The organism is Hymenobacter sp. 5317J-9 (genome assembly GCF_022921075.1).
In the GTDB taxonomy this organism is placed as follows: domain Bacteria; phylum Bacteroidota; class Bacteroidia; order Cytophagales; family Hymenobacteraceae; genus Hymenobacter.
Genome location: NZ_CP095050.1, coordinates 549,508 through 560,716, shown reverse-complemented (window position 1 = coordinate 560,716; position 11,209 = coordinate 549,508). Strand labels below are relative to the sequence as shown.

Sequence of the window (11,209 nt, the reverse complement as noted above, 5' to 3'; positions counted from 1 at the left end):
GGAAGGTCAAATTACACCTTTTCCCGTAGCGCCTTGCCTGCTACATCGCCGCTGCCTTTAATTGGCTACAGCAGCAGCAAGCCCTTTTCGCGCAGCAGGCTCCAGGCCGGACTTTGCAAAAACGCTTCGAAAGAGCCCTCCGACTTCGGGAAAGTGGCCGCGGCGTCGCGCAGCAGCACCTTGGCGTCGTAGTCGTGGCTGAGCTGGGTGAGGAGCTGGTGCAGCCAGCGGCCAGCGGCCTCGGTGGTTTTCACCTCGAAATCTTCGGCCTGCTCGTAGCAGGTGAGCACGGCGCGGGGCGTTTTCCTGCCGGGCTCGATGCGGATGTCGGGCGCGTTGCCGAGCCAGAACAGGCGCTGGTTTTGCCGGGCGAAATCGGGCTTTTCGGGGGCTTGCAGGGCCTGTTGCACGAGGTGCCGCGGGGTACTGGGGCGGGGCGTTTTGAAGTCGAACCAGGTGTGCAGGGGCTCGTCGAGGGCCACGTGGTGCAGGTAGTTATACAGGCTCTTGGCCAGGCCGGGACCGAAGGCTTCGTGGTCGGCGCCGAGGGGGTCGTCGTGCCAGAGGTCGTTCCAGGCGAAGCCAGCGGGCTCGGGGCCGACTGCTGCAACCTGATACTTCGCCGGGTTCTTGCCCACGGGCGAGTGCGCCGTCATCGAGAAGCGGTGCCAGTAGCCGCTTTGCACCACGCCCGCGGCAAACAACTGGCGCACTACCTCCAAACTATCAATGGTTTCCTGGGCAGTTTCGGTGGGGAAGCCGTACATCAGATAGGCATGAACCATGATGCCGGCCTGGGTGAAGCCGTCGGCCACGCGCGCCACCTGCGCAATGGTGACCCCTTTTTCCATGAGGGCCAACAACCTATCAGAAGCCACTTCCAGCCCGCCGCTCACGGCAATGCAGCCCGAGGCGGCCAGCAAGCGGCACAGGTCGGCCGAGAAGGTTTTTTCGAAGCGAATGTTGCCCCACCAGGTGATGGGCACGCGGCGTTTGAGCAGTTCGATGGCGAGGTCGCGCAGGGCCAGGGGTGGCGCGGCTTCGTCCACGAAGTGAAAGCCAGTCTGGCCGGTTTGCTGAATGATTTGCTCGATGCGGTCGACCAGCAGGGTGCTGGGGGCCGTTTCGTAGCGCGCGATGTAGTCCAAGGTGACGTCGCAGAAGGAGCAGCGCTTCCAGTAGCAGCCGTGGGCCACGGTGAGCTTGTTCCAGCGGCCGTCGCTCCAGAGGCGGTGCATGGGGTTCAGCACCTCCAGCACCGAGAGGTACTCGGTGAGGGGCAGGTCGGAGTAGTCGGGCGTGCCCACTTCGTGGTGCGGCACTTCGGGGTGCGGGTGGTTGATGTACTCAATCTGGCCCTGCTCGTTGCGCAGGAAAGTGCGCTGGAGTTGGTCGCGGGCAGGCGGAGCGTAGAGCACGGATTGTAAAGCGCAATGCACTTCGTCTTGCGCTTCAAGGCTGCCCCGATTTTCACTCGGCGCATTATGCTCAGAGCCCAAATATTCCAGCAGCCGCAGCCACGGGCCTTCGCCATCGTCCAGGGTCAGGTAGTCGATGTAGTCAAAAAAGCGGGGCTCCTGAATGGTGCGCAGTTCGGTGTTGGGGTAGCCGCCGCCCATGATGGTAGCCGTGGCGGGGCTGAGCTGCTTGATGTGTTTGGCCAGCCGCAGCGCGCCGTAAAGGTTGCCCGGAAAGGGCACGGTGAAGCCCACCACATCGGGCTGCACGCGCGCCAGCAGCGGCTCCAGCTCTTCCAGCAGCATGCGGTCCAGCAGGCCGGGGGCGGCTTCCAGCTCGCGGTGCAGGGGCTCGAAGCTGGTAGCAGACAGGGCCAGCTTCTCGGCGTAGCGCGAGAAGCCGAAGTGCGGCCCCACCGTTTCCTTGAGCAGGTCGGCGAGGTCTTCGAGGTAAAGCGTGGCCAGGTGGCGGGCCTGGTCGGTGAGCCCCATGGTGCCGAAAGCAGTTTCGAGGTCGGCCACGTGGTCGAAGCGGCTGGCTTCGGGCAGGAAACGGCCGTGGCAGATGCGCGGAGCCAGGGTCAGGTCTTTGTTTTGAAGGAAGCGGATGACCGGGCCGATGGTGGCCAGGTAGCGGTGCTGCAGGCGCATCATGCGCTGGGCATTGTCGCTGAGCGCGAAATCACCGGCCTCAATCTCAGCAAATGCCCGCTTCAGCCCTTCCACCGAAAACAGCCGCAGCACCAGCTGCAGGCCCATATCGGCCTGCGTCACAGCAAAGCCGCGCCCGCCCAGAAAGCCTTTGATGTAGGCCGTGGCCGGGTACGGGGTGTTGAGCTGCGTGAGCGGCGGCGTGAGCAGCAGGATGCGGAGCGAAGCGTGTGGCACAGTGGCAAGTAACCCGGCACGGGCGGCCGGGGTTCATTTTGCACAAAGGTCGGCAAGGCGGAATTGGGACGCGGGCCACCGGCTGGCGCAGCCGCTTACATTTTCATGCCGCCCATGCCGTTGCTTTTCGGGCCCATGCCTTTCATGCTCATCCACGGGGCCGTGAGGCGCAGGTACACCGAGGCCGAAAGCGGCATCTTGCCGTAGCCGGGGCTGCGGTAGTTGTACGACTCGGTTTCCAGGTCCGCGGGAATGAAATAACGCGTCAGCTGACCGCCGATGCTCAGCTCTGGCCCGCGCGGGCCGCCCAGGCTGGCCAACCGGTAGCTGCTGCCCAGCGTGAGGGCATGGATATTGAACACTTTGCTCAGCGGAATGTCAACCGGATTGGAGATGTAAAAATCCAGCTCCTCGCTGTCTTTCTGCACAAACTCGTAGCGGCCATAAAACGTGGGCCGGCCCAGCGTGAGGTTGGTTTCGGCCAGCACGGCGTGCTCGCCGCTGTGGCCGTCGCCGTGCTCGTTCAGGCCCCACACCAGGGCCGAGGCCCAATAGCGGCGCTCGCCCCAGGTGCGGCTGTGCAGCACCGAGGCCGTGGTGCGGGTCACGTCTTCGTCGGGGTGCAGGTCTTCGGGGCTTTTGATGAAGGCGCGGCTCACCTGGAGCGCCAAAGTGCTGGTGGGATTCCAGTTGAGGCGGGCGGCCCAGGAGTCGGCGCGGGGCCGGTCGAAATCGTAGCGGTACTGGTCGGGCTCGCGGCCGGTGAAGTTGCTGCCTTCCAGCTTGAACTGCTTGTATCGCACGCCCAGCGTAGCCACCCCGAAGGTGATGTGCGTGGCATCGGTCCAGTGGTGCGAGAGCGGCGCGTCGGGGTTGGGCATGGCCGAGATGCGGTGCATGAAAGCCACCGGGCCAATGGCCGGCTCGCCAGGGTAGCCCAGGTAGAGGCTCACGTCCACGTCCTGGCTCACGGCGTGGGTGTAGCCCACGGTCAGGCCCGAAATCAGGTCGTGGGGGTGTTGCTTGTCGATGAGCGGCTGGCCTTTGTACGACTCGCCGGTTTGGAACAGCAGCGGGTAGCCGCCGTTGGTTTCGGTGAGCGGGTCGAGGCTCACCATCAAGCTCAGGTTGAGCAGCCCGCGGGCCCCGATTTCGCGCTGGGCCATGGCCATCCCCCAGTTGGGCCCGTCGATGGCGTTGGCGTGGCCGCGTTTGCCGCTGTTGTTGAAGTTCTGGCTGGTGTAGCGGCCGTAGGCGGCGCCGTGATACATCAGCATCCAGGGGCCCTTGTGCTGCATCCACATGTACATGGGCGTCTGGTCGGGGTGCCAGCTGGTGCCCGAGCCGTTGCGGTTCATAGGCAAGCGGCGCGAGAAAGCGTGGCTCATGCCGGGCATGGCCATAGTGCTGTCGTGGGCCATGCCCATAGCGCCCATGTCGTGGCTGCCGCCAGTCATGTCCATGCTGTCCATGTGGTTCATCTGGGAGGCTTTGGCAGGTTCGGCGGGCGCGGTGCCGTTCATGTTCATGCCTTCCATGGAGTGCTCGTGGCCGGCGTGGTGGCTGGTATCGGCGGGGGCCACAACCGGCGCCGGCGCGCCTGTAGCGGCTGGCTGGTCAACAGTAGTTCCCGCCTTGGGCGGGGCCACGAGCCGGGGAGCGGCGGGCCGGACTTTGGCCGGCTTCGGTTTGGGCTTGGCGGGCATGGGCATGCTCATGTCCATGTGCTCGTGGCCCTGCGCGGCGGCGGTCAGCCACGGCGCGGCGGCCAGCACCCCTAGTGCCACCAGTTGCTTCAGAAATACCATACTATTCAACCTAAATTGGCAATAACGACTCCTCTTAATACCCTAAACCGCGTCCGATAGTTGGGGCATCATTTGGCTTAAAAATTACAATACCCCGGCCTGCACCCGGATTGTGTAGGCCTTGGAGGAGAATTATGTACGTCCTTCCCACGGAACGGTCCGTAAACCCAATGGTGCTGTCCGTCAGCTTTATTTCTCACCTACCTGTTCTTTAGCTATGCAAATGCCCACCGCCTCTCCCCGCGCCCGCCAAAACAATCAAGCCGTACTCGATGCCCTCAGCCGCTGTATTGCCGCCTGCGAGCTGTGCGCCGACGCCTGCCTCGACGAGGAAGACCCCAAGATGATGGTGCCCTGCATCCGCCTCGACCGCGACTGCGCCGACATCTGCCGCCTCACCGCCGCCTTCATCGCCCGCGGCTCCGACCACGCCCAGCACGTGCTCAAGGAGTGCATGGAGATTTGCCAGAAGTGCCACGACGAATGCGCCCAACACCAGCACGACCATTGTAAAAAATGCACCGAAGCCTGCAAGGCTTGCCTGGAAGCCTGCCGCGCCTACGCGGCATAAGCCGAACCGTAGAAATACAAAAAGCGCCTCCCTGATTGGAAAGGCGCTTTTTTTATGCCAGTTAGCTTCCTACGCCAGCGCGTCAAGCGACAGGCGCTCGGGCAGCATCAGGCGGCGGAACTCGCTCACGGAGTAGCCCGTCACCTGGCGGAACTGGTTGCTCAGGTGCTGGCCGGAGCTGTAGCGCATCTGGTCAGCTATCTGGTTCAGGGTCAGCTCGCCGTAGCTCAGCAGTTCCTTCACGCGCTCTATTTTGAGGCGAATGAGGTATTTCTCGATGGTGAGGTGCGCGGTGCGCGAAAAAACCTTGCTCAGGTGCGAGTAGGTGGCCGCAAACCGGTCCGTCAGGAAGGCCGAAGTGGTGAGCGGCGAGCGCGCCGTGCGCAGGTGCTCGAGGTAATCGGCCAGCGTGGCTTTGATTTGCTCGGTCAGCTGCTCGGCCCGGCCGCGCAGCAGCTCAAAGCCGGCGGCGTGCAGCAGCGGCGCCAGAGCTTCGGGGTCGGCGGGGGTGGTTTCGTCGAGCTCGGCCACGCCGAGGGTGACGGCCTTGGGCCGGTAGCCGGCCCGCTCCAACAAGCTGTGTACGGCCTCCACGCACCGGGGGCACACCATGTTTTTGATATGCAGTAGGTTGGTTTTCAAGAGCTTTATCTGATTTCGGGCCGCCGCGAGGCAACCGGTGAAGAATGAGAACGAGCCGTTGCAGAACCGGCAGCAGTTCGGCGCGGGCGAGGCGCCGGAGTTGAAATTTCTGCCCACCCGCGGCCGAACCAGTGCCCCGTGGCCCACGTCACAAACGGAACCACGGCCAGGAACGTGACCGCCAGCAGCCAGAACAATACGAGAAAGGCAGAAAAAAGTCGACCAAAGAAATGGTCGCTGGCCCCAAACAAATACGCCACCAGCATTAGTGCCAATGCCAGGCTCACGCCGGCCAGCACGCCTACCCGCCGCCAGGGCCAGGCAGCAACGTGTTTTTCAAGGCGACGGCGCAACGGAAGCGGCATAAAGTAGCGAATTGGGACGGTGAAAATAGTGTAAAATTTGGTTGAATCAACGCTTTAGCCCACCAGCGCCAGCAACTCGCGCTGCACGGCCTGGCCGTTGTCGGCCTCGTACCAGGCGTTCATCGTCTTCACTATTTGATTGGTGTGCAATGTTTTATCGGCGTGCAGCTGATGAGCCAGCGTCTGTGCTTCGGCCGGGCGCGGACCCCAGTCGCCGAGGTCGGCGCCGGTGGCGGCGTCGCGCCGAATGAGCTTGGGAATGCTGTTGCCGCCGTTGGTTTGGTGGGCGGCCATCAGGGCGGGGTGGTCGGAGCGCAGCAGCACGTGCAGGCTCACGCGGCCGGCGCTCATCTCGGCCAGGTGCGCCAGTATGGGCAGCGTGTGGGCCGTGTCGCCGCACCAGGCTTCGCCCAGCACCAGCCACTGCTCGGGGCGGGCCAGGGTGGCGAGCCGGGCCACCAGTTCCGGCAGCAGCGGCACGGCGTGGGCGCGGTCGAGGTGGGCCTGGTTCTGGTCGGTGAAGCGGACGAAGGCCGGGTTCTGGTCGGGGCCACTGGTGCGGCGCTCGGCGGCCAGGGTGCTTACGAGCTGGCGAAACTCGGCGTAGGTGAAGGCAGGCGAAGGGATAGGGCTGGACATCAGGAGGAAACGGACGGGGACCGGGCCGGGGCGCAACTTCGCGCAACCTTGGGCGGGGTCCTGCCGCTACAACCGTACCCCGGGCCTACGGTTCGGGTTGCGCGGCAGGAAGTTATTTTTCTACCTTGCGGCATCGCACTCCCTTCAACCCCTTCACATTCGCTCTTTCATGCTTCTGAAATCATTCCTCCGCCCCCTTGCCGTGGCCTGCGTCCTCACCGCCACGTTTAGCGCCTGCAGCTCGGGCACCAAAGAAGGCGACACCAACGTGGAGCGCGGCTACACCAAGAAAGGCCCCGCCGCCCCCACCGACGGCGTGGCCAACGGCGACTCCGTCACGGCCGGCGTGCAGCGCGAGACCAACGCCCAGCCCACCGGCAAAGAGCTCTACAAAGCCGCCGAAAACGCCAAAGACCGCAACCACGACGGCCTGGCCGACTAAGGGCCGGCCTCTCCCCTGCCCCATCAAAAAACCCCTGCCCGAACCGGGCAGGGGTTTCTTTTTTGCAGAAAGAAAGGTGGAGCAATGCTAGCGAAACAGGAAGGCGTTGGGGCCCACGGCCACGCCAAATGAGTCGATGGGCGCGCCGGCCACGGTGTAGCGAATCACCTTGGCGTCGCCGCTGAAGGTGGCCGTGCCGGCGTAAATGGTGTTGTCCTGCGGGTCGATGCCCAGGCCGTAGAAATTGCGGCGGATGAGCGGCTTGGGGGTCAGGGCCGTGGCCTGGGGGTCGAGGGCATAGGTGCCCGTGCCGAGCGACACGTAGATGGTGGAGCCTGTGGCGTTGGTGCGCAGGTTGCCGTTGGTGTAGTCGTTGGCCAGGGCAATGCGCGTTTGCTGCGTGGGCTGGGCCGGGCTAAAGCGCACGAGGAAGTCCTGCGCCGCGCCGTACTTGCTGCACAGCACCCAAATGTTGCCGTTGGCGTCGCGCACCAGGTTTTTGGGGCCGTCCGGCACCGCGATGCTGGATTCCACCGCGTCGGTAGTGGTATTGATGACGCTGAGGGTATTGCCGTCGCTGTTGGCTACGTACAGCTTGCCGTCCACGAGCAGCATCTGCTCGGGGTTCACGCCCACCGTCAGGCGCTTGCCAATGGTGTTGGTGGTCAGGTTCAGCACGGCCACGCGGCCGGCGCTATAGGCCGGAAAGCTGCCCTGCCACTCCGTAACGTAGGCCTTATCGGTGCCGGCAGCCAGCAGGTAGCGCGGCTGCGAAAAGCCGCCAATGCCAGTTGTGCGCTTGAAATCGGCCAGGCGCACCACCTGCACCGAATCGGCGCCGTTCACCACGAGGTAGGCGTTGTCGCCCACGATGGTCATGTTCTGCACATACGGGCCGAGGCGCTTGTTGCCGTTGGCCGGCGCATACACGTCGCGCACCACCGTTTTCGTCGACTTGTTGTAGAGGCTGATGGCGCCGTTGCTGGTGCCCTCGTTCACCACATACACCGCGTTGGTGACGGTAGGTACCTCCGGCATGATGACTTCTTTGTCGGGGTTGCAGGCCGTGGTCAGCAAGGCCAGCAGGCCGGCGGCGGAGAGGGAAGGAAAGGAATTGCGTTTCATAAAATGAGAGTGAATGGATGTTGAAAATCAGCGCCAGGCCACGCGCAGGCTCAGCACCGCCGAGCGGGGCGGCATGGCGCGGCCGGCGTAGGTTTGGTAGCGGGTGTTGGTGAGGTTGTAGCCCTGCACCAGCAGCGTGAACCGGGCCGGGCCCACCGTCAGGTGGCGCCCTACGCTGCCCTGCAGCAGGAAATAGCCCGGTAGGAAGTCGTTGGCCGAAACGGTGGTGTAGCGGTAGCTGCTGAAACTGCCGCTGGCGCTCAGCAGCCAGTGCGCGCGCCAGGTGTGCTCGGTGCTGAGGGTGGCGCCGTGCAGGGGCACGTAAGCCAATTGGGTGTTCAGCGGGTCGTCGTCGCCGAGGTATCCTTGCTGCTTGTGGGCCTGGGTGAGGGAGTAGCTGGCCCGCACGGCGGCCTCGTAGCGCGGCCGCTTCCAGTCCAGGGCCGTGCTGGCTTCCAGGCCTTGGGTGCGCACCAGCCGCAGGTTGCGCGGCGAGTAAAAGCCGCCGGAGCCCGGTATCCACTGCACCCAGTTGTCGACCAGCTGGCGGTAGGCGGTGAGTTCGGTGCGCCAGTGCAGGCGGGCGGGGCCGGTGGGCTGGTAGTCGTACACGGCGCCGGCTTCGTAGCCCACGCCGGTTTCGGGCAGCAGGTTGGGGTTGCCGCCAGGCTGGTAGTAGCGCTCGTTAAGGGTGGCGGCGCGGTAGCTGCGCGAAGCGCTGGCTTTTAGGGTGATGGTGCGCGCTTCGGTATGCAACAGGTCCCACTCGGCGCCCGCCGTGGGCGCCAGCGGCGGGCGTTGGTCGGGCACAAAGGCCTGGCGCAGGTTGGCCGTGAGGCGCAGCGCGGGCGTGGCATCGTAGCGCAAAAGGCCAAAGGCCGCCAAGCGGTTTTCCTGAATGCGGTTTTCGTAGCCGTCGGCCACCGCTTCAAAGTGCTGCACTTCGCCGCCCAGCTGCAGGCTGGCTTTGTCTCCCAGCGTAAACGAATGCTCGGTTTGGGCCTGGGTGGTGCTCAGGGTGGTGTACTGCGGCAGCAGCGTGTCGTCGCCGTACACGAGGCGGTCGTGCAGCCAAGCCACGCGCACCGTGCCTTCGTAGCGCCGGCCCACCCGCTGCCGGAAAGCCGCCAGCAGCCGGGCGCTGTGGTCGGTTTCGAGGCCGTGGCGGTTGGCGGCGCCCAGCGCCGGCTGGATTTGACGATTGGCCCCCGTGAGCCAGGCGGCCAGGCTGAGCTGCCCGCCGGTGCCCACCATCAGGCGCGCATCCTGCGTAAAATTCCATTGCCGGAAAGCCGCATTGGGCTGGCGCGGGGCCGCCACGCCGTTTTGCTCAGGGCCGAGAGGGAAATCGTTTTGCGCCTCACGGTACAAGCCGGTGGTGCGCAGTGCCAGCCGAGCCGAGCCGTAGCTGGCCTCCAGGCTGCCCGCGCCCTGCCCGAAGCTGCCGCCCTCGGCCTGCACGCTGCCGCGTAAGCCTCCGCCGAATGTGGGTTCGCCGCTTAGCAGCACCGCGCCGCCAATGGCGCCGGTGCCATACAGCGCCCCGCCGGGCCCGGGCTGCACGCGCACCTGCGTGTTACCGCCCACTGGCAGAAGCGAAAAATCGGCTTCGCCCAGCGAAGAGAAATTGATGTTGAACCCGTTCCAGAGCACCGCGGTGTGCCGCGCCGAGGTGCCCCGAATGCTGATGGACGCCAGTTGGCCCGGCCCGTAGTTTTTGAGGTAGAGCGGCGCACGAGCCGCCAGGGCTTCGGCCAGCGTGCCGGTGCGGTACTGGCTGAGGGCCGCCGAATCGAGCACCAGCTGGCGGGTGCCGAGGGCGTAGCGGCTGGGCTGGCGGCCGGCCACGGCCACGTCGGGCAGCCAGTGGCTTTGCCGGGTGAGGGTATCGGCCGCGGCTTGCCCCTGGGCCGGCAGGGCCTGCGCCACGGCAACGGCCGCGGCCAGCAGCCCGGCCAGCCGGCGTGTGTGCAAAAGGGCAACTAGCATCCGAATCAAATTCTCAGTTAAGAAAATTCGATTCAAAATCCAGCGTCAGCCCGCTCCCTGAGAGAAGCCGGCTAGCGTCAGACCGAGGCCGAAAAACAGGGGTAATGAGGCCACCCGAGGGCGGCCGCTGCTTTCTTTCTCCATTCGTCCTCCGCGAATGCTGAACCTGTGAACGCCCGGGCAGGTCTCCTGGCTTGCTCCGCCGAGTGGGCCGCCTTCCCATTCCTAGCCGATTTTCAAGCGAAAAACCGGCGTCGAACAGTGGCATTGAGGCCCACCCCGATGTGGAGCGTACAGTTGCGGGGACAGCTCCGGCTTCGTACCGGATTCCCTTTTCAGCCGCGCCCCGCGATTGGGGGTTGGCACCTTGGCGGGGCAAAGATAGGCACGGGCGCGGCGTTTAGCGACGGAAGGTGAAGCCCACGAAGTACTCGTGGTCGCTGAGGCGGCTCAGGGCCAGGTGAGTGCCGAGGTCGAGCTGCAGGTTGGGGGTGAGCTTGAAAATGGGGGCAATGTTGGCCGAAGCCTGCCAGCGGCGCTGCTCGGTGTTCCACATGGCCACGGCTTCGGTCACGAGGCCCAGCTTTTCCGTGAAGTCGTATTCCAAGGCGGTGGAGGGCACAAAGCGCAGGTAGCGTTGGTCCTGGTCGCGGTCGTAGTTGAGGTCGGTTTCCAGCTGGGCTTCGAGGTTGGCCTTGTCGCTGAGCTCAATGTCGACGGGCAGCACCACGCCGTATTCGGGGGCGCCCTCCCCCACCGCGCCGCCGCTGGGCAGGCGCGCGTAGCCAATCACGGCCATGGCAAACTTGCCCTGCTGGTCGTCGCCAATGAAGTTGTGCTTGACGCGCAGGGTGAGGTCGCCGAAGCCGGCGTGGCGCTCTTCCCAGTCGCTGGCCTCGGTGGTGCGCTGCTTGGCAATGGCGTAGAGCGGCACTTCCAGCTGCAGGTCGGTGCGCCGGCTCAGGCCCAGCTTGAGCATGGTGTAGGCCACGTGCAGCTCCCGTTCGCGCTGTTCATCGCCGGTGCCGCTGTTGCGGAGGCGCAGCAGGTCCATTTCCACCTGAGCGTGGCCGGCATCCACCGTGAAGGGGCTCTCGGTGATGCCGGGGCGGTCGGGCTGCAGTTCGCGCAGGCGGTTGCGGGGCACGGGCTTGCGCCAGCTGAAATGGGCCGAGTCGTAGGGCGTGGGTTTGTGTTCGGCCTGCGCCCGGGCGAAAGTGGGCAGCAGGATAAGCAGCCAGAAAAAGTGCTTCATGCGGCCGTCTACGCAGAAAGGCCCGGGC

Annotated in this window: 10 protein-coding genes and 1 riboswitch; of the genes, 2 read left to right on the top strand and 8 right to left on the bottom strand. The window is 65.0% G+C overall.

Going from position 1 to position 11,209, the window contains the following annotated elements; translation table 11 throughout:
• Nucleotides 1–65: 65 nt before the first annotated feature.
• On the bottom strand, nucleotides 66–2,345 hold the full coding sequence (locus MUN81_RS02295; RefSeq protein ID WP_245114780.1) for a radical SAM protein: 2,280 nt from the start codon (nucleotides 2,343–2,345) through the stop codon (nucleotides 66–68).
• Between the two features lie 95 nt (nucleotides 2,346–2,440).
• Entirely contained in the window at nucleotides 2,441–4,153 is a 1,713-nt protein-coding gene (locus tag MUN81_RS02290) for a hypothetical protein (protein WP_245114779.1), read from the bottom strand.
• A gap of 223 nt (nucleotides 4,154–4,376) precedes the next feature.
• Between MUN81_RS02290 and MUN81_RS02285 the strand changes: the two genes are divergently transcribed.
• Nucleotides 4,377–4,724, top strand: a complete 348-nt coding sequence (locus MUN81_RS02285; RefSeq protein ID WP_348533160.1) for a four-helix bundle copper-binding protein — start codon at nucleotides 4,377–4,379, stop codon at nucleotides 4,722–4,724.
• 69 nt (nucleotides 4,725–4,793) lie between these two features.
• Here the strand turns inward: MUN81_RS02285 and MUN81_RS02280 are convergent, their stop codons facing one another.
• The 3 genes from MUN81_RS02280 to MUN81_RS02270 are packed head-to-tail and all read right to left on the bottom strand — an operon-like array spanning nucleotide 4,794 to nucleotide 6,370.
• Nucleotides 4,794–5,366: an AraC family transcriptional regulator gene (locus MUN81_RS02280; protein WP_245114777.1), complete on the bottom strand. Its 573-nt coding sequence runs from the start codon at nucleotides 5,364–5,366 to the stop codon at nucleotides 4,794–4,796.
• A 5-nt stretch (nucleotides 5,367–5,371) separates the two neighbouring features.
• Nucleotides 5,372–5,731, bottom strand: coding sequence for a hypothetical protein (locus MUN81_RS02275; RefSeq protein WP_245114776.1), 360 nt, complete (start codon nucleotides 5,729–5,731; stop codon nucleotides 5,372–5,374).
• A 54-nt stretch (nucleotides 5,732–5,785) separates the two neighbouring features.
• Nucleotides 5,786–6,370: a thioredoxin family protein gene (locus tag MUN81_RS02270; protein WP_245114775.1), complete on the bottom strand. Its 585-nt coding sequence runs from the start codon at nucleotides 6,368–6,370 to the stop codon at nucleotides 5,786–5,788.
• Between the two features lie 169 nt (nucleotides 6,371–6,539).
• On the opposite strand from MUN81_RS02270, the gene MUN81_RS02265 reads away from it, so the two are divergent.
• Complete coding sequence (locus MUN81_RS02265; RefSeq protein ID WP_245114774.1) at nucleotides 6,540–6,812, top strand: hypothetical protein; 273 nt, start codon at nucleotides 6,540–6,542, stop codon at nucleotides 6,810–6,812.
• A gap of 87 nt (nucleotides 6,813–6,899) precedes the next feature.
• On the opposite strand, the gene MUN81_RS02260 is transcribed toward MUN81_RS02265, so the two are convergent.
• From MUN81_RS02260 to MUN81_RS02250, 3 genes are all read right to left on the bottom strand, one after another.
• Nucleotides 6,900–7,937: a DUF5074 domain-containing protein gene (locus tag MUN81_RS02260; RefSeq protein WP_245114773.1), complete on the bottom strand. Its 1,038-nt coding sequence runs from the start codon at nucleotides 7,935–7,937 to the stop codon at nucleotides 6,900–6,902.
• 27 nt (nucleotides 7,938–7,964) lie between these two features.
• Nucleotides 7,965–9,911, bottom strand: coding sequence for a TonB-dependent receptor (locus tag MUN81_RS02255; protein WP_245114772.1), 1,947 nt, complete (start codon nucleotides 9,909–9,911; stop codon nucleotides 7,965–7,967).
• Nucleotides 9,912–10,087: 176 nt separating this feature from the next.
• Nucleotides 10,088–10,311, bottom strand: a riboswitch (cobalamin riboswitch).
• A gap of 15 nt (nucleotides 10,312–10,326) precedes the next feature.
• On the bottom strand, nucleotides 10,327–11,181 hold the full coding sequence (locus tag MUN81_RS02250; protein WP_245114771.1) for a transporter: 855 nt from the start codon (nucleotides 11,179–11,181) through the stop codon (nucleotides 10,327–10,329).
• Between the last annotated feature and the right edge of the window lie 28 nt (nucleotides 11,182–11,209).

Coding starts and splice junctions, on each gene's coding strand:
- MUN81_RS02290 (WP_245114779.1), bottom strand. CDS start 4,153: ATGGTATTTCTGAAGCAACTGGTGGCACTAGGGGTGCTGGCCGCCGCG.
- MUN81_RS02265 (WP_245114774.1), top strand. CDS start 6,540: ATGCTTCTGAAATCATTCCTCCGCCCCCTTGCCGTGGCCTGCGTCCTC.
- MUN81_RS02285 (WP_348533160.1), top strand. CDS start 4,377: ATGCCCACCGCCTCTCCCCGCGCCCGCCAAAACAATCAAGCCGTACTC.
- MUN81_RS02275 (WP_245114776.1), bottom strand. CDS start 5,731: ATGCCGCTTCCGTTGCGCCGTCGCCTTGAAAAACACGTTGCTGCCTGG.
- MUN81_RS02250 (WP_245114771.1), bottom strand. CDS start 11,181: ATGAAGCACTTTTTCTGGCTGCTTATCCTGCTGCCCACTTTCGCCCGG.
- MUN81_RS02270 (WP_245114775.1), bottom strand. CDS start 6,370: ATGTCCAGCCCTATCCCTTCGCCTGCCTTCACCTACGCCGAGTTTCGC.
- MUN81_RS02260 (WP_245114773.1), bottom strand. CDS start 7,937: ATGAAACGCAATTCCTTTCCTTCCCTCTCCGCCGCCGGCCTGCTGGCC.